The organism is Amycolatopsis sp. NPDC041971, assembly GCF_055588925.1.
On sequence record NZ_JBVJCE010000003.1, the window covers coordinates 359908 to 383607 of the forward strand.

At 69.7% G+C, this 23700-nt stretch carries 23 protein-coding genes; 19 read left to right on the top strand and 4 right to left on the bottom strand.

Going from position 1 to position 23700, the window contains the following annotated elements:
- Nucleotides 1–141 precede the first annotated feature (141 nt).
- On the bottom strand, nt 142–1326 hold the full coding sequence (locus tag ACZ6DT_RS09920; RefSeq protein ID WP_465591849.1) for a cytochrome P450 family protein: 1185 nt from the start codon (nt 1324–1326) through the stop codon (nt 142–144).
- Between the two features lie 263 nt (nt 1327–1589).
- Here ACZ6DT_RS09920 and ACZ6DT_RS09925 point away from each other — a divergent pair, with 263 nt between their 5' ends.
- A complete protein-coding gene (locus tag ACZ6DT_RS09925) occupies nt 1590–2009 on the top strand; it encodes an enediyne antibiotic chromoprotein (RefSeq protein ID WP_465591419.1) in 420 nt (139 codons plus the stop codon).
- Between the two features lie 354 nt (nt 2010–2363).
- Here the strand turns inward: ACZ6DT_RS09925 and ACZ6DT_RS09930 are convergent, their stop codons facing one another.
- From ACZ6DT_RS09930 to ACZ6DT_RS09940, 3 genes are read right to left on the bottom strand one after another with little or no spacing between them, the layout of a single operon-like run.
- A complete protein-coding gene (locus ACZ6DT_RS09930) occupies nt 2364–3458 on the bottom strand; it encodes an LLM class flavin-dependent oxidoreductase (protein ID WP_465591422.1) in 1095 nt (364 codons plus the stop codon).
- On the bottom strand, nt 3455–4453 hold the full coding sequence (locus ACZ6DT_RS09935; protein WP_465591425.1) for an acyl-CoA dehydrogenase family protein: 999 nt from the start codon (nt 4451–4453) through the stop codon (nt 3455–3457). Before ACZ6DT_RS09935 ends, ACZ6DT_RS09930 begins: the two co-directional genes overlap by 4 nt.
- 9 nt (nt 4454–4462) lie before the next feature.
- Nucleotides 4463–5620: an acyl-CoA dehydrogenase family protein gene (locus ACZ6DT_RS09940; protein ID WP_465591428.1), complete on the bottom strand. Its 1158-nt coding sequence runs from the start codon at nt 5618–5620 to the stop codon at nt 4463–4465.
- 169 nt (nt 5621–5789) lie between these two features.
- On the opposite strand from ACZ6DT_RS09940, the gene ACZ6DT_RS09945 reads away from it, so the two are divergent.
- The 18 genes from ACZ6DT_RS09945 to ACZ6DT_RS10030 all read left to right on the top strand — a co-directional run bounded on the left by ACZ6DT_RS09945 (nt 5790) and on the right by ACZ6DT_RS10030 (nt 23555).
- Nucleotides 5790–6929 (top strand): steroid 3-ketoacyl-CoA thiolase, encoded by a 1140-nt coding sequence (locus ACZ6DT_RS09945; RefSeq protein ID WP_465591431.1) that lies wholly within the window; start codon nt 5790–5792, stop codon nt 6927–6929.
- A gap of 2 nt (nt 6930–6931) precedes the next feature.
- The gene (locus ACZ6DT_RS09950) at nt 6932–8143 is read left to right on the top strand and encodes a CaiB/BaiF CoA transferase family protein (protein ID WP_465591434.1); all 1212 of its coding nucleotides are present in this window, start codon (nt 6932–6934) and stop codon (nt 8141–8143) included.
- Nucleotides 8144–8180: 37 nt separating this feature from the next.
- Nucleotides 8181–8921, top strand: a complete 741-nt coding sequence (fabG, locus tag ACZ6DT_RS09955; RefSeq protein WP_465591437.1) for a 3-oxoacyl-[acyl-carrier-protein] reductase — start codon at nt 8181–8183, stop codon at nt 8919–8921.
- Nucleotides 8918–9304 carry an ApeI family dehydratase gene (locus ACZ6DT_RS09960; protein WP_465591440.1) on the top strand — a complete coding sequence of 129 codons (387 nt, stop codon included), beginning with the start codon at nt 8918–8920 and terminating at the stop codon, nt 9302–9304. Before fabG ends, ACZ6DT_RS09960 begins: the two co-directional genes overlap by 4 nt.
- A complete protein-coding gene (locus ACZ6DT_RS09965) occupies nt 9301–9765 on the top strand; it encodes a 3-hydroxyacyl-ACP dehydratase FabZ family protein (protein ID WP_465591443.1) in 465 nt (154 codons plus the stop codon). The genes ACZ6DT_RS09960 and ACZ6DT_RS09965 overlap by 4 nt, the downstream gene beginning before the upstream one ends.
- 35 nt (nt 9766–9800) lie before the next feature.
- Entirely contained in the window at nt 9801–10055 is a 255-nt protein-coding gene (locus ACZ6DT_RS09970) for an acyl carrier protein (protein WP_465591446.1), read from the top strand.
- 3 nt (nt 10056–10058) lie between these two features.
- Complete coding sequence (locus ACZ6DT_RS09975; protein ID WP_465591449.1) at nt 10059–11261, top strand: beta-ketoacyl-[acyl-carrier-protein] synthase family protein; 1203 nt, start codon at nt 10059–10061, stop codon at nt 11259–11261.
- On the top strand, nt 11258–12370 hold the full coding sequence (locus ACZ6DT_RS09980; RefSeq protein ID WP_465591452.1) for a beta-ketoacyl synthase N-terminal-like domain-containing protein: 1113 nt from the start codon (nt 11258–11260) through the stop codon (nt 12368–12370). The genes ACZ6DT_RS09975 and ACZ6DT_RS09980 overlap by 4 nt, the downstream gene beginning before the upstream one ends.
- Entirely contained in the window at nt 12348–13472 is a 1125-nt protein-coding gene (locus ACZ6DT_RS09985; protein WP_465591455.1) for a beta-ketoacyl synthase N-terminal-like domain-containing protein, read from the top strand. Before ACZ6DT_RS09980 ends, ACZ6DT_RS09985 begins: the two co-directional genes overlap by 23 nt.
- Complete coding sequence (locus tag ACZ6DT_RS09990) at nt 13469–14317, top strand: beta-ketoacyl synthase N-terminal-like domain-containing protein (RefSeq protein WP_465591458.1); 849 nt, start codon at nt 13469–13471, stop codon at nt 14315–14317. Before ACZ6DT_RS09985 ends, ACZ6DT_RS09990 begins: the two co-directional genes overlap by 4 nt.
- Nucleotides 14314–15111, top strand: coding sequence for an alpha/beta fold hydrolase (locus ACZ6DT_RS09995; RefSeq protein ID WP_465591461.1), 798 nt, complete (start codon nt 14314–14316; stop codon nt 15109–15111). Before ACZ6DT_RS09990 ends, ACZ6DT_RS09995 begins: the two co-directional genes overlap by 4 nt.
- Nucleotides 15108–16028, top strand: a complete 921-nt coding sequence (locus ACZ6DT_RS10000; protein WP_465591464.1) for a thioesterase — start codon at nt 15108–15110, stop codon at nt 16026–16028. Before ACZ6DT_RS09995 ends, ACZ6DT_RS10000 begins: the two co-directional genes overlap by 4 nt.
- A complete protein-coding gene (locus ACZ6DT_RS10005) occupies nt 16025–16657 on the top strand; it encodes a DsbA family protein (RefSeq protein ID WP_465591467.1) in 633 nt (210 codons plus the stop codon). Before ACZ6DT_RS10000 ends, ACZ6DT_RS10005 begins: the two co-directional genes overlap by 4 nt.
- Entirely contained in the window at nt 16654–16776 is a 123-nt protein-coding gene (locus ACZ6DT_RS10010) for a hypothetical protein (protein ID WP_465591469.1), read from the top strand. The genes ACZ6DT_RS10005 and ACZ6DT_RS10010 overlap by 4 nt, the downstream gene beginning before the upstream one ends.
- Nucleotides 16773–17501 carry a class II aldolase/adducin family protein gene (locus ACZ6DT_RS10015; RefSeq protein WP_465591472.1) on the top strand — a complete coding sequence of 243 codons (729 nt, stop codon included), beginning with the start codon at nt 16773–16775 and terminating at the stop codon, nt 17499–17501. Before ACZ6DT_RS10010 ends, ACZ6DT_RS10015 begins: the two co-directional genes overlap by 4 nt.
- Before the next feature lie 9 nt (nt 17502–17510).
- Complete coding sequence (locus tag ACZ6DT_RS10020; protein WP_465591475.1) at nt 17511–20297, top strand: cytochrome P450; 2787 nt, start codon at nt 17511–17513, stop codon at nt 20295–20297.
- 23 nt (nt 20298–20320) lie between these two features.
- The gene (locus tag ACZ6DT_RS10025; protein ID WP_465591478.1) at nt 20321–21991 is read left to right on the top strand and encodes a (2,3-dihydroxybenzoyl)adenylate synthase; all 1671 of its coding nucleotides are present in this window, start codon (nt 20321–20323) and stop codon (nt 21989–21991) included.
- Between the two features lie 244 nt (nt 21992–22235).
- Nucleotides 22236–23555 (top strand): acyltransferase family protein, encoded by a 1320-nt coding sequence (locus ACZ6DT_RS10030; RefSeq protein ID WP_465591481.1) that lies wholly within the window; start codon nt 22236–22238, stop codon nt 23553–23555.
- Nucleotides 23556–23700: the final 145 nt, after the last annotated feature.

Consider the following 23700-nt stretch of genomic DNA (forward strand, 5'->3'; position numbering starts at 1 on the left):
ACGCGGCTCACGGACGTGAGATACGCACCGCGAATTCGTGATCGTCTCCGAAAGTGTCGCATCGCGGTTTCGGTCGCGTCTTATCCCAGCCTGCGACTTTGCCGACGGCGTTCACCGGCGAGTGTCCTTTAAGGACAATCGTCAGCGAAGCCGGACGGGAAGCGCTTCGAGGCCGTGCATCACCATGCTGACGCGCCAGCGGAGACTTTCCGCGGGAACGGCCTCGCGCAGGTTCGGGAACCGCGTGAGCAGGGCGGCGAGCGCGATTCCGCCTTCGAGCCTGGCCATCGGCGCGCCGAGGCAATGGTGGATGCCGTGTCCGAAGGCGAGCTGCGGATTGTCCGCTCGATCGAGTTTCAGTGTGTCCGCGCCGGGGAAACGGGCGGGGTCGCGGTTCGCGGCCAGCAACGACACGATGACGAGTGAGGCGGCCGGAATCGTCACGCCGCCCAGCTCGACTTCCTCGGTGGAGTAACGCATCGCCGCGTGCACCGGGCTCTCGTAGCGCAGGAACTCCTCGACCGCGGCGGGCATCCCGTCCGGATTCGCGCGCAACGCGGCGAGCTGCGCCGGGTTCTCGAGCAGGGCGAGGGTGGCGTTGCCGATGAGGTGCACGGTGGTCTCGTGCCCGGCGATGAGCAGGAGGAAGACCATCGAGGTCAGCTCGTGCTCGGTCAGCCGGTCTTCGCCGTCGTGCACCGTGACGAGCGCCGAAAGCAGGTCCGTGCCGGGGTTCTCACGCTTCTCGGCGAGGAGTTTCCTGACATAGCGCAGCATTTCGGCGGCCGCCGCGTCGAGTTCGTCGACGGGCAGCGCGCTGGCGGTGAGGATCTCGGTCCAGCCGTGGAAGGCGCCGGCCTCGTCTTCGGGCACGCCGAGCATCTCGGTGAGGACGCGGATCGGCAGCGGCAGGGCGAGCGCCTTGATCAGGTCGACCTCGTCGAAGTCGGCGACGGCGTCGAGGAGTTCCGCTGTGATGGCCTCGATTCTGGGACGCAGCTGGGCGATCCGGCGCACGGTGAACGCGGCGGACACCAGCTTTCTGAGGCGGGTGTGATCCGGCGGATCGAGGTTCAGCATATGCGTGTTCATGCCGAGCCGGACGTCCTCGGACAGCCCGCGCCGGTCGCCGACGACGCCGGTGCGCCCGCTCAGCCCCGGATGCGCGAGCGCCTGACGGACCTCGGCGTAGCCGCTGACCAGCCAGCCGCTGGTGCCGGAGGAGAGCGTGATCCTCCGGACCGGGCCGCTTTCGCGCAGTGCGGTATAGGCGGCGTGCCTTTCTGGCGCGCCACCGAACAGGAAATCGGAGCTGGAAGAGGTCACAGAGGTCACAGAGGTCACTGAATCAGGTTCCCGTGCGCGCGCTCGAGCCTGCTTCTCCTGGCTTGCCGGCAGCCTATGAATTACGCACGAAGCGCGTGAGTTTATTGCACCTTTTTTCTTACGGCCTACTCGAAAACTGCTCGAAGAAATCGTTGACGATCTAGGTCCGGTGATCGTAACGTTGTTACCAGGACGCCGGGGGGTAACGGAACCCGCGCCTGGTGAAGTCGGAAAATCCCTGTCAATGAATCGGAGTGATTACTGTGTCCGCAAAGCTTGTCGCCAAGTTCGCCGGTTCCACCATCGCCGCTCTCGGCCTGCTGGCCGTCGTCGCCCCTGGTGCCTCCGCCGCGGCGGCCGTCACGGTCACGCCGTCGTCGGGACTCTCGGACGGCGCGGTGGTCCAGGTGGTCGGCACCGGTCTGACGCCGGGCGGGACCTATCGCGTCGGCGAGTGCGCCCAGGACTCGGCTGGGCAGTTCCCTTGCAGCCCTTCGCAGCAGTCGCTGGTCGCTGACGCGTCCGGGAAGATCTCGGCCTCGGTCACCGTGCAGAAGAACTTCACCGGCGTGCTGCCCGACGGCAGCAGCTACGGTGCGGTGGACTGCAAGGCCATCACCTGCGTCGTCGGCCTCGGTGACGCCGCCGGCAACGGTGGCGGTGTGATCATCAGCTTCAGCTGACGCTCGCGGCCGGAACGAAACGGCGATGGAGGAATTGGGACGTCGCGTGTCCCAATTCCTCCACCGTCGGGTAAGAGGATAAGGGCACGAAGGCCTCAATGCACGTCTTGAAGGCCCCCTTCCCCGCGTCAGACGCAAGGAAGGGGGCCTTCACGTACTGCCCCGCGATACTGTTAATGATTCCAGCCGGATCTCGCGTGTTTCTAACCGGATCACGCGTGCTTGAAGCCGGAAGACACGATGCGGGCCGGGCCGCGGTGAGTTCGCCTTCCCATCACGCGAGTTCCGTGTCCAATCACGTGAGTCCCGTGTCTGGACACGCGAGTCGCGCCAAAGCCCACCCGCGCCGCGAGTTCAGAGCGTGTCCGCGAGCAGGCCGCGTTTCCGTAAAATCGGCATGACGCCTTCGCCGAACGTGTAGGCCTCTTCGAGGTGCGGCTGGGCGGAAAGGATCAGGTGGTCGAGTCCGAGGGAGTGGTACTCCTCGATCCGTTCGGCCACTTCTTCGTGGCTGCCCACCAAGGCCGTGCCGACGCCGGGACGCACCAGGCCGTAGCCCGCCCAGACGTTGGGGTGGATCTCCAGCGAGTCGGTACTGCCGGAGTGCAACGCCGCCATCCGCCGCTGGCCCTCGGATTCGGTGGCGGCGAACCGTTCCTGCGCCTGCCGGATCCGGGCCGGGTCCATCCCGGCGAGCAGCTGGTCGGCCACCTTCCACGCTTCGGCCGAGGTGTCCCGGCTGATCACGTGGAATCGCGTGCCGAAGCGCAACGAACGGCCCAAAGCCTCCGCTCGCGCACGCGACCGCTCGAGGTGCGAGGCCATCGCCGCGGGCGTTTCGCCCCACATCAGCAGGACGTCCGCCTGCGCGGCCGCGACTTCCAGCGCGGCCGACGAAGAGCCGCCGAGGAACAACGTGGGCCGCACCGCGTGCGGCCGGGCGACCATGCCGGCCTTCAGGTTGTAATGCGTGCCGGTGAAATCGAACCGCGAACCCGGCCAAGCCTGGCGGAAGACGTCCATGAACTCGCCGGTGCGCGCGTACCGCTGGTCGTGGTCGAGCCAGTCGCCGTAACGGCGCTGCTCGTCGGGGTCCCCGCCGGTCACGATGTTCAGCAGCAGCCGCGAATCGGAGACGCGCTGGAACGTCGCCGCGGTCTGCGCGGCCAGCAGCGGTGAGATGAAACCCGGTCGCATCGCGATCATGAACTTCACCGACCGCGTCACGCCCACCAGCGCCGACGCCACGACCCACGGGTCCTCGCAGAACAACCCGAACGGCGTGAGCATCCCGGTGAACCCGAAGCGGTCGGCGGCGAGCGCGACCTGGGTCAGGTACTCGATGTCCGGTTCGCGGCGGGCACCGGGGGCCGCGACCCCGTCGGCGGTCTTGGCGATCTCGCGCCCGTCGCCGTGTGACGGCAGGAACCAGTGCAGTTGCAGGCTCATGAGTGCTCCCCGAACAGTGAGTGCGCGATCGCTTCCAACGGTCCCGAGGCGAGCTCCGCCTCCAGCCACAACGCGCGCCGGAACCAGCGGTGCAGCGGGAATTCCCAGGTGACGCCCATGCCGCCGCAGACCTGGATCGCCGTCTCGCAGACGGTGATCGCCGCGCGGCTCGCGGCGTGCGCGGCGCACGCGACCGCTTCCGCCGTGGCGGCTCCGGCGGCGCGGTAGGCCAGCGAACGCGCGAGCTCGACTTCGGCGTAGCCATCGGCGAGTTGCTGGCTCACCGCTTGGAAGGAACCGATGGGCCGGTCGAACTGGTTCCGTGCCTTCGCGTGCTCGACGGCGATCGTCAAGGCCCGGTCCGCGACGCCGATGGCCTCGCCCGCGAGCAGGGTCGTCGCCCGGCCGCGGATCGCGGTGAGCAGTGGCGCGGCGGCAGGCGGCCCGATCAGCAGTCGTCCCTCGGCTCCGGCCAGCGCGACGTCCGACGTCGCCCGGAGCGGGTCGACGCCGTCGCGCGCGGACAGCGAAGCGGCAGCGGGGCTGACGCCGAACAACGCCACCCCGGCCGGGGTGCGGGCGGCGACCAGGAGCTCCGTGGCGACGTCGGCGTGCAGGACGGCCTGCACCGCGCCGTCGAGCCGCCAGGCGTCGTCGCGACGTGCCGCACGGCAGGTGTCGCCGCCGTCGGCCAGCGTCGCCGGGCCGGGCGGTTCGACACCCGCGGCCCGGTACACCGGCAGGGCGAGCCCCGCCGTGGCGAACCAGGGCACCGGGTGCAGCGCACGGCCGCCCTCCTCGGCCAGCAGGACGAACTCCGCCAGGCCGAGGTCCGCGTCCAGCCAGCCCTGCCGGACCAGTTCGGGCCACGCGGCGAGGTCCTGCTCGCCGTCGTCGGCCAGCGCCGCGATCCGATCGAGGCCGTAGGTGTCCTCGAGGTAGGTGCGGGCGGCGGCCTTGAGCCCGGTCTGGTCCTCGGTCAGCGCGAAGTCCATCAATGCTCCCTAACGTGATTTCGGCAGGCCGAGGACCCGCTCCGCGACGATGCCGCGCAGGATTTCCGACGTTCCGCCCTCGATGCTGTTGGCCCGGCTGCGCAATCGCTGGTGCTGCCAGTAGCCGCCCCAGAAGGCGTCGGTCCCGTCGGCCGCCGCGCCCGCGCCGAGCAGCCGCAGCGCGAGGGCGCTCACCCGCTGGTTCGCCTGCGACCAGCGCAGTTTCAGGATCGAGCTCTCCGGTCCCGGTTCGCCGGTCCGCTCCATCGCGGCCAGCGCGCGGTATCCGGTGAAACGCAGGCCCTGCAGATCGACGTAGAGCTCGGCGATTTCGGCGCGGACCCGCGGGTCGGTGTCACCGCCGCACGCCTTCGCGGTCTTGACCAGCCTGTCGAGCTGGACGGCCAGCCGCGCGGTGAGCGTGATGCCGAACGTACCGCGTTCGTGCGCGAGGGTGGTCAGCGCGACCCGCCAGCCCTGCCCCGGTTCGCCGAGCACACGGTCGTCGGGAATTTCGACGCCGGACAACAGGATCTGGTTGAAATCGGTGTCGCCGGACAGCTGTCGCAGCGGCCGCACTTCGACACCGGGTGCGCGCATGTCGAGCAGGAAGCAGGTCAGCCCGCGGTGTTTGGCCGCGTCCGGATCCGTGCGGGCGAGCAGCAGGCAGTGGTCGGCCAAATGGGCGTAGGAGGACCAGACCTTTTCACCGTCGACGACGTAGCCGCCGTCGACGCGGCGGGCACGGGTGCGCGCCGAGGCGAGGTCCGAACCGGCGTCCGGTTCGGAGAATCCCTGGCAGAAGATCGTCTCCCCGGAAAGGATGCGGGGAAGATGGGTGGCCTTTTGCGCGTCGGTTCCATAGTGGACGATCGCGGGGCCGACCATGCCGAGCCCGATCACCCCGGCGTGGTCCGGCGCCTCGGCCAGCGCGCTCTCTTCGGCGTAGATCGCTTGATAAGCGGGGGAAAGTCCTCGCCCACCATGTTCGGCCGGCCACGTCAGCCCGGCGTATCCGGCCGCGTGCAACGCCTTGCTCCAGGCGCGCAGTTCGTCGGCGGACCAAGCACGAGGCGCGCTCGGGGTGCTTTCGGGTAACTGTCCGGCGAGCCAGGCTTTGAGGCCCGCCCGAAATGCCGCCTGATCTTCGCTGTCGTCCAGCCGCATGTAGGCACCATAACCAGCGTCGATGATCGTGAGGGGCCACGCGAGCCATTCCCGCAACTACGGAGAACCCCTGGTCGGCTCCGCAATCCGTGAGACGTTCGCCCGCCGAGGGCCGCACCACGATGGGGAAGCCGGGCACCCCGTCCGGTGGAGAGGCAGGTACCCGCCCGTGGCCGCGCTGAACGACCGGACCCCGGTCATCGTCTCCGCCGTCCGCACCCCGCTCGGCAAACGCGGTGGGGTGCTCGCCGAGCTGAAGGCCGTCGAACTGATGCGGCACGTCCAGCTCCAGGTCATCGCCCGCGCCGGTATCGAACCCGGCGACGTCGAGCAGATCATCGGCGGTTGCGTGACCCAGTCCGGCGAGCAGAGCCTCAACGTCACCCGTAACGCCTGGCTCAACTCCGGTCACGACCCGGGTGTCGGATGCTCCACAGTGGACGTCTCTTGTGGATCGGCGCAGCAGGCGAACCATCTGATCTCCGCGTTGATCGCCGCGGACGCCATCGACACCGGGATCGCCTGCGGCGTCGAGTCGATGAGCAGGGTGCCGATCGGCACGAACCTCTACCAGGGCCCCGGGCACTACAAGACGCGGGACTATCCGTGGGACGACCCGCCGAAGGCCCAGTTCGGCGGCGCCGAGCGGATCGCCGCGCGCGAAGGCATCGGGCGCGCGGACGCCGACGACTACGGCCTGCTCTCCCAGCAGCGCGCGGCACGAGCGTGGCAGGAGGGCCGGTTCGACCGCGAAGTCTCCCCGGTCGGCACGGTCACCCGCGACGAGGGCATCCGCGAAACCACCCGCGAGGGGCTCGCCGCGTTGCGGCCGAACATCGAGGGCGCGGTGCACACCGCCGGTTCGACGTCGCAGATCTCCGACGGGGCCGCCGCCATTCTCTGGATGTCGTACGGGAAGGCCCGCGCGCTCGGCCTGACGCCGCGGGCGCGGCTGGTCGGCCAGGTCGTCACCGGTGCCGATCCCTACTACCTGCTCGACGGGCCCGTGGTCGCCACCGAACGGGTGCTGCGCCGGACCGGTCGACGGCTGTCCGATGTGGACATCTGCGAGGTGAACGAGGCCTTCGCCGGCGTGGTGCTGAACTGGGCCAAGGCGCACGGCGCGGACATCGACCGCGTCAACGTCAATGGCGGCGCCATCGCGCTCGGCCACCCGCTGGGCGCGACCGGGACCCGGCTGCTCGTGACGGCCCTGCACGAACTCGAGCGCACCGATACCTCGACCGCCCTGGTCACCATGTGCTGTGGCGGTTCGCTCGGCACGGCCTCACTGCTGGAAAGGCTTTGACCATGCGTGAAGAGGAGTTCTTCCGCCGGGCGCGGGCAGGTTCGGCCGGCCCGCTGGAGGGTGTGCGCGTCCTGGACGTGACCAAGGTCTGGTCCGGTCCGCTCGCCACCTGCCTCATGGCGGACATGGGGGCCGACGTGGTCCGGATCGAACTCGCCGACGGCCGCGACGGTGAGGTGCCGCCGGACATCCCCGGCACCGGACTGTCGTGGTTCCGGGAAACCGTGCACCGCAACAAACGCAGTGCCGGGCTGGACCTGCGCGACGGCAGCGACCGCGCGCGCTTCCTGGAACTGGTGGCGCACGCGGACATCGTGGTCGAGAACTACAAACCCGGCACGCTGGACGGCTGGGGCGCCGGGTACGAGGCCTGCCGGGCGGCACGCGAGGACGTCGTGTTCGTGTCGGTGTCCGGATTCGGGCAGTACGGCCCGAAGTCGCATCTGCCCGCCTACGATCCCGCGATCCAGGCCGCGGCCGGTTGGATGTCGCTCAACGGCCTGCCCGAGGGGCCGCCGGTGCGCGCTCCGACGTTCCTCGCCGACGAACTGGCAGGTCTGCACGCGGCGATCGGCGCGCTCGCCGCGCTGGCACACCGGAACCGGACCGGCGAAGGACAACACGTCGACGTGTCCATGGTGGACTGTCTGCTCGCCGGCAGCAGCGGCCTGCCGACCCTCGCCGCGACGGGCGCGCCACCGCCGAGGGTGGGCAACGAGACCGATTTCGTCGTACCAGCCAACGTCTACGAATGCGCGGACGGTCATTTGTATCTCGCCGTCGCGATCAACCGGCATTGGCGCGCGCTCGCCGAGATCATCGGCAGACCGGAACTCGGTCTCGCGGACGGATTCCGCACGGCCGCCGAACGGCTGGCCAATCGGGACACGATCAACACGATGATCTCCGGCTGGTGCGCGGGACGTCCGCTCGCCGAGACACTCGACGTGCTGAACGGCCGCGGGCTCGTCGCCGCGCCGGTGCGCACGCTCACCGAAGCCGTCGCCGACGAGCACGTCCGAGCCCGGGCGATGCTTCAGGAAACGGTGCTGAGCAACGGAACCACCGCGCCGATCGTCGGGCCGGCGGTGAAGTTCTCCCGTACTCCGACGAAGGTCCGCCACGGCGCGCCGCGGCCGGGTGCGGACACCGCCGAAGTACTCGCCGAGCTCGCGGCAAACGATGAGAAGAATAGTTTGCGCCGCGCTTCTTAAAATGGAAACAAATTGTGCGGGATAACGAGGAGGCGTCGTGGCGGAGCACCACCGGGCCCTGGTCACCGGGGCTTCACGAGGGATCGGCCGGGCCGTGGCGCTGCGGCTGGCCCAGGAGGGCTACGCCGTCGCGGGTTGTTTTTCGAAAGCGAGCGCCGCGTCGGAGGAAACCGAAGAGGACATCGCCGCCGTCGGGGTGCCCTCGTATTTCGCGGAATGCGACGTCGCCGATTCCGAGGCGGTCGAGCGCTTCGTCAAGGACGCCGAGGAGAAACTCGGCCCGATCGATCTGCTGATCAACAACGCCGGGATCACCAAGGACAGCCCGCTGGTACTGGCCACCGCCGAGGACTGGCACGCGGTACTGGCCACGAACCTCACCGGCACCTGGAACTTCTGCCGCGCCATGGCCTTCCGGTTCATGAAGAACCGTGGTGGCGTCGTGGTCAACATGTCCTCGGTCGCCGGCGTCCACGGACACGCGGGCCAGACCGCCTACTCCGCCAGCAAGGCCGGGATCATCGGCTTCAGCAAGTCGCTGGCCAAGGAGGTCGCCGGGCACGGGGTCCGGGTCAACGTCGTCGCGCCCGGCTTCATCGAGACCGACATGACCGGTTCCCTCGGCGACAAGCAGCGCGCCAAGGCACTCACGCAGATCCCCGCCAAGCGGTTCGGCACCGGTGAGGACGTCGCCGAACTGGTCGCGTTCCTGGTCTCCGACCGCGCCTCCTACATCACCGGACAGGTGCTGCAGATCGACGGGGGGATCACGCTGTGACCGGGATTCCCGCCTTCGCCGCACCACTGCGGGCGGTCGACACGCTGGACGTCCGGCGGCACGGGGACGATCTGGAGCTCATCGCCCGGATCACCGTGGACGGCAAGGAACCGAATCTGCGCGGGCATTTCCCGGGCCAGGTCGTGTACCCCGGCGTCTTCGTCATCGAGACGCTGGAGCAGGCGATGCGGGAGGCCGTGAACGCCCGGTTGCGCACCGTCCGCTCGGTCCGGTTCCTCGCGCCGCTGCTCGACGGCGACCTCATGGTCCTCACGGCCACCGCGAAGCGCGTCCGGGACGGCTGGGACGTCACCGCTAAGGCCGTGCTCGGCGAGACGACGACGGCCAAGGTCCGCGCCACCTTCGAGGAGGACGCGGAATGACCGAGCATCACGACATCCGGATCCAGCTCCCGCAGCGGTATCCGCTGCTGCTGGTGGACCGGGTGCTGGACCTGGTTCCCGGCGAGTCGATCGTCACGATCAAGGCGGTCACCGGCACCGAGCCGTGCTACGCGGGGATCCCCGACGGCGCCCCGGCGAGCCGGTACGACTACCCGAAGTCGCTGATGATCGAGTCGTTCGGGCAGAGCGCCGCGCTCCTCTGGCTCGACGGCCGCGCGCCGGTCGAGGACGACGACACGACGTTGATGTTCATCGGTGCCCGTGACTACCACTTCACGGCCGCCGCCCGCCCTGGTGACGTGTTGCGCCACGAGGTCCACCTGGAGTCGGTGCTGGCCGACACGGCCTTCGCCACCGGCCGGACCTGGGTCGGTGATCGCCTGATCGCCACCGTCACCACCTTGACCGCGACGCGGCGCCCTGTGCGGCCCGCGGCGTGAGAACCGCACGCGGACAACGAAACCGGAGGATCGTCATGACGCAGACCGACACCCAGCTCGAGGAGCTCCGCGAGCTGGTCGCCGAGGTGCTCGAACTCGAGCCCGAGGAACTCGAGGACAACGGGGACTTCATCGACGACTACGAGGCCGATTCCCTGCGCGCCATCGAGATCCTCGCCCGGATCGACAAGCAGTACAAGATCGAGATCCCGCAGGCCGAACTGCCGGAGCTGCGCACGCTCACGGCGGTCAACGACGCCCTGATCCGGCACTCCGTCAAGAAGGGATGAACCGTGGCCCGCGTTGTCGTGACCGGGGTCGGCCCGGTGTCGAGCATCGGGATCGGGATAGCCGCGTTCGCCGAGGCGCTGCGCACCGGCCGATCCGGGATCTCGCCCATCACCAGCTTCGACCCGGCCGGGTTCCCGCACCGGAACGCGGGCGAGGTCCAGACCTTCGATCCGGGTGCCCATCTCCGCCGGGTCGACCCGGCGGGGTGGGGCCGGTCCAGCCAGTTCGCGGCCAGCGCCGCGCGGCTGGCGGTCGCCGACGCCCGGCTCGACCTGACGTCGGTGGCGCCGGGGCGTGCCCACGCGATCATGGGCACCACCAGCGGTGAGTCCGCGGTCGCGGAGGCGCTCACCGCGCAGATCATCGACGGCGGGTTCGCGGCGCAGGACCCGGCCCTGCTGACCCAGCTGCCCGCCAACCGGCTGGCGAACGCGGTCAGCGAGGAGCTGGGCTTGTCCGGCGAGTCGCTGACCATCGCGACCGCCTGCTCGGCGAGCAACTACGCGATCGGCTACGCCTACGACCTGCTGGCGGGCGGCGAGGCCGACGTCGTCTTCGCCGGCGGCGCCGACTCGGTGTGCCGCTGGGCGCACGCCGGGTTCTTCCGGCTCGGCGCGCTGGCGAAGGACGCCTGCACCCCGTTCGACAAGGACCGCGCGGGCATCCTCACCGGTGAGGGTGGTGCCGTGCTGACCCTGGAAACCTACGACCACGCCCGGAAAAGGGGCGCCACGATCTACGCGGAACTGCTCGGGTACGGCGTCAACTGCGACGCCATCCACCCGGTCACGCCGGACGCGCCGACGGTCGCGGAATGCATGCGCATCGCACACCGCAACTCCGGTATCGCACCGTCCGATGTGGACTACATCTGCGCGCACGGCACCGGCACGCAGGTGAACGACCTGGTCGAGAGCAAGGCCGTGATCGAGGTCTTCGGCGAGCGCCCGCCGCCGATCAGCTCGATCAAGTCGATGCTCGGCCACACCATGGGCGCGGCCTGCGGATTCGGGGCGATCGCCTCGACCATCGCGATCGACCGCGGTTTCCTGCCGCCCACGGTCAACTGGACCACCGCGGATCCGGAACTGGGCGTCGACCCGGTGCCGAACGCGGCCCGCCCGGCGAACGTGCGGGTGGTTCAGAACGACGGTTTCGCCTTCGGTGGCAACAACGCCATCGTGATGTTGGGAGCGCCAGAATGAGCGGTGTGGTGGTGACCGGCTGGAGCGCGCTGACCTCCGCGGGCGTCGGTGTGGACGCGCTGGCGAAGCGGCTCGCTCTGGCCGAGGCAGGCCAAGTCGAAAAAGGCCACGAGATCGGCGACCTCTACGAAGAGCCGCTGCCCGCGACGACCGGGCACTTCCTCAACAGCTTCAGCCCACGCGAACACTTGGGACGCAAGGGGACCAGCACCTTCGACCGGGCCACCGGGCTGGCCGTGGTGTGCTGTCAGGAGGCGTTGCGCGAGGCCGGGGTGTCCCTCGACGACGAGGTCCGGCCGCGGATCGGCGTGGTGCTCGGGACCTCGCTGGGCAGCTTCAAGTCCACCAGCGACTACACCCGCGAGACCCTGGTGCAGGACAAGCCGTACCTGGTCAACCCGATGCTGTTCCCGAACACGGTGATGAACTGCGCCGCCGGGCAGGTCGCCATCCGGTTCGGCCTCCGCGGGGCGAACACCACCATCGCGGGCGGCACGCTCGGTTTCCTCAACGTGCTGCGGTACGCCGGCAACGCCATCGAGCGCGGCCACGTCGACGTCGTCGTCGCGGGCGCGGTGGAGGAGTTCACCCCGCACCGCGCGTGGGCGAACCATCTGACCGGGGCGACCGACGTCGTCGCCGCCGGTGAGGCGGCCGGGATGTTCGTGCTGGCCAAGGAGAACACCCCGGAGTGGGCGGGCACGCGGCAGCGCGCCGGTGTCCTCGCGGTCGCGACGGCCTACGGACCGGGCGGCGGTGAGGCGGCCGAGACCGCGCTCGCCGGATGTGTGCACCGGGTCCTGGGGAAGTCCGGCGTCGACGCGGCCGAAGTGTCCACTGTGTACACCGGCGAGGTCGATGACGGCGACGAGCGCGAGTTCGGCCCGATCGTCCGCGCGCTGGGCCACCGCCCGGACCGGGTCATGGTCAAGCGGCTGTTCGGCGAATGCGACGCGGCCTCCGGTGCGGTGGCGCTGGGTGTCCTGCTGGCCGAGGACCGCGACGCCCGCCCCGGTGGGCTGAGCCTGCTCACCGCGCGGGGCGCGGACGGTGCCGTGGGCGCCGCCATCGTGAGGAGGTACGCCGATGGCGGTCTTGATCGCGGGTAGCGCGGTGCGCACCTGCCTCGGTTCGGGAGCGGAGACCTTCGACGGCCTGCTCCGCGGCGATCGCGGTGTCTCACCGCTGAGGTACGGCGACCCGGGAAAGCTGAACGTGGCCTATGGCTACCACGCCGGGCTGGACGGTGAGCCGTTCCGCGCGGGACGGCTCCTGGCCGAATGCCTGACGGAAGCGGTCGCACAGTCCGAATTGGACACTGTGGACACGGCGACGCGGCGGGTCGCCGTCCTCGTCGGAACGGGGCTGCGTGAGTTGTCCGCGGTGGAACGGCTGGCGCTCACCGGCGAGCCGGTGTCCGCCGCACGGCTGGACTTCGCCGACGTCGTGGCGGAAACGCTTCCCGGCGCCACCTACGTGACCACGGTCGTCAACGCGTGCAGCGCCGGCGGCCATGTTCTCGCCCTCGCCCAGGACATGCTGGAACTGGGCGAATGCGACGCCGTCGTGGTCGCCGCCGCCGACGCGATGACGCGGTCGATGCTCGCCATGATCGGCCGCGTCGCCGAGACACCGACCGAACGCGTGCGCCCGTTCGACCGTGAGCGCACCGGTGTGCTCCTCGGCGAGGGCGCGGCCGCGCTCGTCGTCGTGCCCGAGAGCTGGGACGGCCCGGTGCTCGGCCGGGTCGCCGCGACCGGTCTTTCGTGCGACGCCCACCACGCCACGGCGCCGGACATCGAGGGCATCGCCCGCGCGATGTCCGACGCCTACACGCGTGCGGACCGCGCACCGTCCGATGTGGACGTCGTGGTGGCACACGCGACCGGCACCGCGCTCAACGACCCGGTCGAATGCGAGGCGCTGCGTAAGGTCGTCCTCGGTGGCGGCGGGAACCCGCTGGTCACCGCGGTCAAGGGGGCGACGGGCCACACCTCGGGCAGCGCCGCCCTGGTCAACGTGGACGTCGCGCTGCGGATCTTCGCCTCCGGCGAGGTTCCCGCGGTCACCGGCCTGACCGACCCCCTCGACGAGGGCATCGGACTACGGCTGGTCATCGGTGACACGGTCACCACGCGGCCGGATCTCGTGCAGGTCAACTCGTTCGGCTTCGGCGGGGTCAACGCCGTCACTCTGCTGGAGCGGGTATGACCGGCCTCGGCAGGGAGACCCGGTTGCTGCTCACCGGCTGGAGCCTGCACCTGCCGGGGATCGCGGAGTTCGACGGCGCGCCGCCGGAGAAGGCCGCCTCGGTACTCGGGCGAAAAGGCCTGCTGTACAAAGAACCTTCGACCCGGTTGGCGTTGTGCGCGGTGCATCGCGCCCTCGGCTTCGAACCCGGTCACCGGGTCACCGGCCCGATCGAAACCGGCACCGCCGTGGTCGCGTGCAGCAACCTCGGCAACGTCGAGACGGTCGCGAAGGTCACGCGCGCGGTCGAGGCTGAAGGCGGCCGCGCGGTGAGCGTGCTCGACGCGCCCAACGTGTCGCCGAACGTCGTGGCCAGCACGGTCGCGCTGTGGTTCGGCTTCGGCGGTCCCAACCTGATGCTGTGTTCCGGCGGTACGGCCGGGCACGCCGGCCTGCGGATGGCGAGTCTGCTGCTGCGCTCCGGCCGGGCCACGCGGGTGGTACTCGTCGGCGCCGAGCCGGAGGACGAGATCGCCTCGATCCTGCACGACGGACCGCTGCGCTCCGGAAGCGCTTGCGTGCTCCTCGAACCGTGGCGCGAGAAAGCCGGACCGCTGGTCGTCGACGTCGACCCGGGGCAGGCCGCGCCGCCGCCCCGGCGCACGGTCGGATCCGGCGGTTTCGACGTCAAGGAACGGTGGGGCGACTTCTACGGCGCGCACGGGGTCGTGGAGCTCGCGCTCGCCGCCCACCTCGCCGTGGCGGAAGGAGAAGGCCGCGTGGGCATCGGCCCGCACCGGCCGGACGGCGGGCCGGCGGTGTCGGTCGCCGTCACAGACCACAGCGATGAGATGGGGTACCGGTGAACGGTTCGGCGGTGAAGGCGCACACGATCTCACCCGGCAGGCCCGGTGCGCCGCTGGTGCTGTTCGCGCACGGGATGGAGGGCCACTGGAAGAGCTGGACGCCGCTGGCCGCGCATCTCGACCAGGGCTATCGGGTCGTTTCGCTGGAACTGCCGTGGAAGGCGGGCAACGACTTCCGCTGGCGCAACCGCTCGTTCGGCAAGTGGCTCGGCGACGGCCTGGACGTGGTCGGCACCAGTCCGGACGTCCTCGTCGCGCATTCGTTCGGCGCCAACGCCGCGCTGGAACTGATGTGCGGGCTCGACCCGCGCGTCGGTTCGTCGGTGGCGTTGTTCTGCCCGTTCTACCGGCTGCCCCGGTACGAGGTGACGTGGCGGATGTTCGAGCGCTCGCGCGAGACGTTCACCGCGCACGTCGGCGAGGGGGTCCGCGCCCGGCTCGGCAAACGAGCGGCCACTTTGGACCCCGACGTCGTCGACGGCATGGTCAAGATCGCGCTGAACCGCGCCGGGCCGCTCGGCTTCGCGGCGGTGTTCGACCGTTACGCCGCGAGCGCCGACCTGCAGCTCGGCAACGTCGAAATCCCGACGAAGGTGCTGGTCGGCGGACTGGACCCGACGTTGCCCGCCGAATCCGCCGTCGCGCTCGCCGACGGCATGCCGGGGGCGACGCTGCGCACGCTCGACCGCGGTGACCACTTCTTCCACGTTCGCTACGCCCGGTACGCCGCGGCCGAGGTGACCGGCCTCGTCGAAGACGTCCGGACCATTCCGAAGGTAGGTGAGCTCCGATGACCGCAGTCCTGCGGCCAAGCCGGACCGTCACGCACGGCCGCCCCGCGTTCGAGGGCGCCAACATCCGCACCTGGATCGGCTTCAAGCACTTCATGTACCTGGTCGAGCAGGGTGTCCTGCAGTGGCTGCGCGACCAGGGCACGAGTGCGCGCGAACTGTTCCTCGAGCACGGCCTCGGCGCGGAGATCGTGGACTGTTCGGTGCAGCTGCCCGCGGTGCTGGAACTCGACGACGAGGTCGAGGTCGAGGTCACCCCCGGCCGCGGTGACAAGCTGAACGTCCAGCTCTCGGTGGTCCGCGACGGCGAGAAGGTCACCGTGCTGCGCGGCAAGGTCACCGTGGCGCTGGTCCGCGAGCGCGCGGCCGACAGCACGGCGGCCGCGCCGGAGGCCTTGGCGCAGCTTGAGGTCCCGGCGCTGACGTCCACAGTGGAGCGGATCGCGATCCCGGACGGCGAGACCGCCGAGTCGGTGCTGACCGCGGCGCCGGGAACGTTCCTGTGGTCCTGGCGGGCGCCGTACTTCTACTGCCACTACTCCGACCGTGTCCAGCACTCCGGCTTCGTCCGGACGCTGGAGGAGGTCGTCGACCGGTACCTCGCCGACCGCGGCATCTCCGTCGGCCGCATGCTGTCCGAACGCGCGTGGATCCCGGTCGTCTCCCGCGCCCGCGTCCGGCTGCTGGAGGACGCGCGGATGGAGGAGACGGTGCACACCGTGTTCACCGTCACCGACATCCTGCGCGGGGTCATGTTCGACGGCCGGATGGACTGTTACGTCCAGCGTGGCCAGGAGCTGGTCCCGGTCGCGACCGCCCAGATCCTGCACGGCTACGCCATCGCGGCCGGTCCGGGCGCGGGCGGGATGGCCCAGCTGGACGAGGGTGTCGTGCACGCGCTGATCGGGGACGGGGCATGAGCCGGCCCGCCAAGCTGTACTTCTCGCTGCGCAGCCCGTACAGCTGGCTCGCGATCAACAAGCTGCGCGCCGAGGTGCCCGGCGCTCTCGAACAGCTGCAATGCTTCCCGTACTGGGATCCGGACAGGGTGACCGGGGCCGGCCTCGACGAACGCGGCGGCGAGTTCCATTACGTGCAGATGAGCCGCGCGAAGCATCTGTACATGCTGATGGACACCAAGCGGATCGCCGAGCAGCAGGGCCGCAAGATGGCCTGGCCGATCGACATCGAACCGTGGTGGGAGCTGCCGCATCTGGCCTGGCTGCGTGCTCGCCGCGAGGGTGTCGAATGGCCGTTCTACGACGCGCTGAACGAGGCGCGCTGGGGCCGCGGCGAGAACATCTGCGAGCCCGGCATCGTGCGGGCCGCGGCCGAACGGGCCGGGCTCGACCCGGAGCTGGCCGTCGGCGCGGTCGACGACCCGGAGATCCGCGCCGAGGGTGTCGAGTGCCTCTACCAGGCCTATCTCGACGACATCTTCGGCATCCCCTACTTCAAGTGGGGCCGCCACCGCTTCTGGGGCTTCGACCGGCTGGACGGGTTCCTCGGGGTCTGGCGGCCCGCGGTCCGAGAGGAGCGTGCGGCATGAGCGAGGACCAGGAGGCCACGGTCACCGAGCTGCCCGCCGATCAGTGGTACGGCGTGCCCGCCGAACTGCTGGACGAGGGAGCCGCCTACGACTGGGACAGTCCGGGCGGCTGCGGATGAGGACCGTCGAAGAGGAACGGCTCTATCGCAAGCAACGCCTGGCGGCGACCATGCGGCTGTTCGCGGTGCGCGGTTTCGACGAGGGCGCGGGCGGGCACGTGACCGCCCGCGACCCCGGCGACCCGGACCGGTTCTGGATCAACCCGTTCGGTGTCCACTTCGGCCACGTCCGGGTCAGTGACCTGCTGCTGGTCGACAGCCGGGGTGAAGTCGTCGAAGGCGAAGGGAGGATCAACCCGGCCGGGTTCGTCATCCACTCGCACGTCCACGCCGCTCGTCCCGACGTCGTCGCGGTCGCGCACGCGCACTCCACCTACGGGCGCGCGTGGGCGGCGCTGGGCCGCAAGCTCGACCCGATCACCCAGGACGCCTGCGCGTTCTACGAGGACCACGAGGTCTTCGAAGAGTTCGGTGGCGTGGTGCTGGATTCCGACGAGGGCAAGCGGATCGCGGTCCGCCTCGGCACGGGCAAGGCGGTGATCCTGCGCAACCACGGGCTGCTCACCGTCGGCGGCACGGTGCAGGAGGCGGCCTGGTGGTTCACCACCATGGACGGCTCGTGTCACGTGCAACTGCTCGCGGAAGCGGCCGGGAAGCCGGTGCCGATCGAGCCCGCGGTCGCGCGGCACACCGCGTCGACCATCGGCACGCCGGGGATGGGGCGGCTCAACTTCCGGCCGCTGTACGCCGATCTCGTGCGCCGCCAACCGGACTTGCTGGACTGAGGGGTACTCATGCCGACGCTACTGAACGACTACATCGCCGAGGACGGGGCCGGGATCGCGATCGTCGACGAGGCGGGCGCGGTCGGGTGGCGGCTGCTGGGGGAGCGGGTGAACCGCTGGATCGCCCTGCTGCGTGACCGCGGGCTCGGCGAGGGAGACCGGCTGGCCTGTGTCCTCGGCAACCGCCGGGAGACCTTCGAGGTCCTCTTGGCGTGCCTGCACTCCGGGATCACCGTGGTGCCGGTCAACTGGCATCTCACCGATCCCGAGATCGCTTACCTCGTGTCCGATTCCGGGAGCAAGGCGCTGGTCGTCGAACCCGCGTACGCCGAGACGGCCGGCCGCGCGGTGGCGCGCTCCACCGGGGAATGCACGACACTGCTCGTCACCGGCTCCGTGGACGAGGCCGGGTTCGAAGCGGTGGAACCGTTGCTGGCAAGGATGCCCGCGGCCGAACCCGAGGGACAGACCTGCGGCGCCACGATGCTGTACACCTCGGGCACCACGGGCGCGCCCAAAGGCGTGGTGAACGGCCTTTTCGTCGTCGGCGCGCCGTTCTCCCGGGTGGCGAAACTGACCCGGTACGCGAACGTCGTCCTGGACGTCCCATCGCGCGAACGGTGCCTGCTCGACGGGCCTTGGTATCACTCGTCCCAGCTGTTCTTCTCCCTGCTCGGGCTGTTGCTCGGCTCGACGCTGGTGATCCGCCGGTCGTTCGATCCCGAGTCCACCTTGGACACCATCGACCGCGAGCGGATCACCGCCGCGCATCTGGTGCCCACCCAGTTCATCCGCCTGCTGCGGCTGCCCCCGGAGGTCCGCGCGCGGTTCTCGGGGGCGAGCCTCGGCCGCGTGTGGCACGGCGGCGGACCGTGCCCGCCGGACGTCAAACGCCGGATGATCGACTGGTGGGGTCCGGTGCTGACGGAGTACTACGGCGCCACGGAGGGCGGCGCGGTCACGCTCACCGGCTCGCGCGACTGGCTCGCGCATCCCGGCAGCGTCGGCAAGGCCGTGCCGCCGAACGAGATCGTGATCCTCGGCGAGGACGGCACCCCGCAACCGGCAGGCGCTTCCGGGCAGGTGTTCGTCCGCCGCGTCAAAGGCAAGAGCTTCTCCTATCACAACGCCCCGGAGAAGACGCGGTCCGCGCATCTGGAACCGGGCACCTTCACCTTCGGCGACGTCGGCCATCTCGACGAGGACGGCTTCCTCTACCTCACCGGGCGCGCGCAGGACATGATCGTTTCCGGCGGGGTCAACGTCTACCCGGCCGAGATCGAGGCCGTGCTGCTCAACCATCCGGTGGTCCGGGACGTCGCCGTCATCGGCGTCCCCGACGACGAGTTCGGTGAGCGGGTCGCCGCCATCGTGGAGGTCACCGCCGACGCTCCTGCCGCGCCCGCCGACCTGTTCGCGGTGCTGGACCCGTTCTGCCGCGAGTCCTTGGCGGGTTTCAAGACCCCGAGGACGTACCACGTCATCGAGCGGCTTCCCCGCGAGGCGACGGGCAAACTCCGCAAGGACGTACTGCGCATGAGCTTCGCCGCGATCGGCATCGAGCGGCCCGACATCGCGCATCCGGCGACGTTCGCCGACGGCGTGCCGCACGCGGAGTTCGCCCGTCGTCGCGAGACCGAACCGGTGGCCTGGACCCCGGAACCGTTGCTGACGCGGCATTCCAGCGTCGGCAGCACCACCCAGCGCGGCTCCGGCTATTGGGCGGTGACGCGCTACGACGACGTTTACTCGGTGTCGCGGCGGCCCGAGGAGTTCTCGTCCGCGGCCAAGGGCGCCTTCCTGCCCGACCCGCGCACGCCGGGCGACCTCAAGCAGACCCGGCAGCTGCTGGTCAGCATGGACGGCCCGGAGCACGTCCGGATCCGCCGTCTGGTCGCGACCGTGTTCACGCCCAAATCGGTCCGAGGGCTGAGCGACAGCATCGCCGGGCACGCGCGGCGGCTGGTGGAGAAGGTCACCGAGGGCGGCGAGTTCGACGCCGTCGCCGACTTCGCCGCCGAGTTGCCCCTGCTGGTCCTGTGCGATCTGCTCGGGTTCCCGCCGGAAGACCGGCATCTGCTCTACCGCTGGGGCAACGCGCTGGTCGGCTTCGACGACCCGGAGTTCGGTGGCGGCGACGTCGAGGCGTACCGCCGGACCTTCGCCGAAGCGTTCGGCTACGCGATGAAGCTCGGCATGTCCCGGCGCGAGACCCCGGCCGACGACCTGATCAGCCGTCTGGTCAACGCCGAGGTCGACGGGAAACACCTGAGCGACCGCGAGTTCTGCAGTTTCTGGCTGCTGCTGGTGGTCGCGGGCAACGAAACCACCCGCCACCTGATCTCCGGTTCGCTGGAGGCACTGGTGAACAATCCGGCCGAACGGGACAGGCTGGTGTCCGGCGAAGTGCCGGTGGCCACCGCGGTCGACGAGCTGATCCGCTGGGTCACGCCGATCATGCAGTTCCGCCGCACCGCCGTCCGGGACACGGAGATCGCCGGGCAGCCCGTCGCCGAGGGCGACAAGGTCGTCGTCTACTACACCTCGGCCAACCGCGACCCGGCCGTGTTCACCGATCCGGACCGGCTCGACCTCGGCCGCGATCCCAACCCCCACCTGTCCTTCGGGATCGGCCCGCATTTCTGCCTCGGCGCGCATCTGGCCAGGCTGGAGATGTCGACGCTGCTGACCGAACTGCTGCCGCATCTGTCCCGCCTGCGCCTGACCGGGCCGGTGACCCGGCTCGAATCGAACTTCGTCAACGGCGCCAAGTCCATGCCCGCGCGCTTCGGATGATTCCACGAGAAAGGGAGGCCGTCGTGCCCTCGAAACCTGTCCAGCCGAGCCGTGCGGGAACGGTCCCCTGGCCCGCCGACCTCGTCGAGCGCTATGTCGCCGAAGGCCACTGGAAGGGCCAAGCGCTCGCTTCGCGCTTCGTGACCGCCGCCGACGCGACTCCGGACGCCGAAGCACTGACCGACGGCGACTTCCGGCTGACCTACGCCCAACTGCTGTCCCGTGTGGACGGTGCCGCGCAGCGGTTGCGGGCGCTGGGGCTCCGGCCCGACGACCGGCTCCTGGTCCAGCTGCCCAACGGCTGGGAGTTCGTCGTGCTCACGCTGGCGTGCTTCCGGCTCGGCGTGCTCCCGGTGATGGCGCTGATCCAGCACCGCAGGCACGAACTGTCCTATCTGGCCGAGCTGTCCGAGGCACGCGCGATCGCCGTACCGGACCGCGTGAAGGACTTCGACCACCAGGAACTGGCGGCCGGGATCGCCGCCGGGGCCGAGACGATCGAGCACGTCATCGTCGCCGGTGACGTCCGCGACGGCCACGTCGACCTGCGCGGGCTGTGCGCCCCGGCGCCGGATCCCGCGGCGGCGCGCGCCGAACTGGACGCGTCGGCACCCGACCCGCGCTCGGTCGCGCTACTGATCCTTTCCGGTGGCACCACGGGGCTGCCGAAGCTCATCGCGCGTACCCACGACGACTACGCCTGCTACGTCGACGGATCCGCCGATGCTTTCGGTTTCGACGCGTCTTCGGTCTATCTCGCCGTACTGCCGTTCGGGCACAACTACCCGCTGAGCGCGATCCTCGGCGTGCTGTGGGCGGGCGGTCGCGTGGTCGTCTCGCCGTCGCCGTCACCGCGTGACTCGTTCGGCGCGATCGAAACCGAACGTGCCACGGTGACGTCGGTGGTGCCGGCGATCGTGGTGCGCTGGCTCGAATACCGCGAGGCCGACCAGCACCACGACCTGTCGTCGTTCCAGGTGCTGACGCTCGGCGCCGCGCGACTGCAGGACCAGCTGGTCCGGCAGATCAGCTCGGTGTTCGGCTGCACGTTGCAGCAGGGCTACGGAATGGCGGAGGGGCTGACCAACCTCACCCGGCTGGACGACCCGTTCGACATCACCTGCGACACCCAGGGCCGCCCGATCAACCCGGCCGACGAACTGCGCGTGGTCGACCCCGACGGGAATCCGGTCGCGCCGGACGAGCAGGGCGAGCTGATCACCCGCGGCCCGTACACGATCCGCGGCTACTACCGCGCGCCCGAGCACAACGAGCGCGCCTTCACCCCGGACGGCTGGTACCGCACGGGCGACGTCGTGCGGCTGCGCCCAGACGGTTACGTCGTCGTCGAGGGGCGCACCAAGGACGTGATCAACCGCGGTGGCGAGAAGATCGCGGCCGAGGAGGTCGAATCCTTCGCCTACCAGCTCGACTCGGTGGAGATGGCGGCCTCGGTCGCGATGCCGGATCCGGTGCTCGGTGAACGCGGCTGCCTCTACGTCGTGCCGTCACCCGGCAATTCCGTCGCGTTGCAGGACGTCATCGACGTCATGGAGACGGCTGGGGTGGCCCGGTTCAAACTGCCGGAGCGGCTGGTGGTCGTCGACGCGATGCCGCGCACGCCGATCGGGAAGATCGACAAGAAGGTCCTGCGCGCGGACATCGCGCGGCGCCTCGAAGAAGAAGCCGCCTGAGCCTCGCCCAGTCCGTGAAGGCCTCCTTGAGGGACCCAGAGTCCCTCAAGGAGGCCTTCACGGACTTCCGCCCACTGAAGCACGACCTCTTCGGCGAAAATGCTCGCAGAATGGGATAAGACGTAGCTCGTGCGGCGGTGCGAAGCTTGCGAGGCAGCCGGTTACTGGTCTGGGTTCCGCCGCGTGACGTGGAAATGCTCGAGCGCGGTTCACCCCCATCGCTTTTGGGAGAAAGGACGCACAAATGAGCGTTACCGCAACGCGGACAGGCGGGCCGCCCGCAGCCGCGGAAAAGCCAGCCAAGCAACGCTATCTCGCCGTCGACGGCCTGCGCGGGGTCTGCGCGCTGGCCCTGCTCTTCACGCACGTCGCGATGATCGCGGGAGTGCTCGGCACCAAGGAACTCGGCGGCACGATCGCTTCGACCAGTGCGGTCGGTGGCTTCTTCACCGGTGGGTTGCAGATCTTCGCCGGCGTCTTCTTCGTGCTCACGGGCATGTTCGTCTACCAGGGATTCGCGAAATCGATCATCAACGGCACTCCGCGCAAACGCGAAGGCACGGTGATCCGGCGGGTGCTGCGCCTGCTGCCCGCTTACTACGCGATGTACCTCGTGGTGCTGGTCGCACTGAACCTCCAGCAGGTCGAAAACCTGTGGGACGTCCTCCGTCCGATGCTGCTGCTGCACATCTACGACTGGGACGGCTGGAGCAACGGCATGGAGATCACGTGGACCGTGCCGGACATGGCGCAGTTCTACCTCCTGCTGCCGCTGCTCGCCTGGGCCACCTTCAAGTTCGCTTCCCGCGGCAAGACCGCGCGGGCGCGGGCGTACCGGATGATGCTCCCGGTGCCGCTCCTGTTCGCGGCCGGTATCGCCTGGCTGCTGTACTCGCAGATGAACGGCCTCGGCACCCGCGCGTTGTTCTGGTACCCGATGGGCCTGATGCCGGAGGTCGCGATCGGCATGATCATCGCGATCTGGCTGGAACTGCAGAAGGCGTCGCCGCGGGATACGCCCAAGCTGCTCGCCTTCGCCGGCCGCCACCGCGTCCTGTTCCTGGGTATCGCGCTGACCTGCCTGCTCATCAACTGCGCCCGCCCCGGCAGTGAAATCGGCATGGACGATTACTACAGTCTCACCGCGCTAGGGATCTTCTACGGCCTGTTGGCCATTCTCTCGGCGAGCCTGTTGCTTTCGATGGTCGCACCCGGCCCCGAGTCGCGCCTCATCCGCGCGGTGTTCACCAACCGGGTCATCCTGTTCATCGGCAAGATCTCCTATGGCGTTTACCTGTGGCAGTTCGCGGTGATGCATTTCTATCTGCAGAAACCGAACGCCTATTTCAACGGGGAGCCGATGCCGTTGATGATGATCCGTGCCGGCACCGGGTTCTGGGAGCTGCAACTGGTCACCCTGATCGGCACGATCATCCTGTCGACGATCTCGTACTATCTGTTGGAACGCCCCCTGATGAACTGGGGTGAGCGGGTCATCAAGCGGCGGGCCGCCCGCAAGGCGGCCGCGGTGCCGCCGCCGCGCGAGGAATCGGTTCCGGTGTAGTCCTTCGCCATCGGGCCCCTCCGGCCTGGGGGGGGGCGGGGAGGGGGGAGGCAGGGGCGCCCGCGCCGTCGCCTCCCCCCGCCAACCGCTCTCTTCTGTTGCCCTGCCCTTTCACCCCTACTCCCATCCGCCGACTATTATCCTT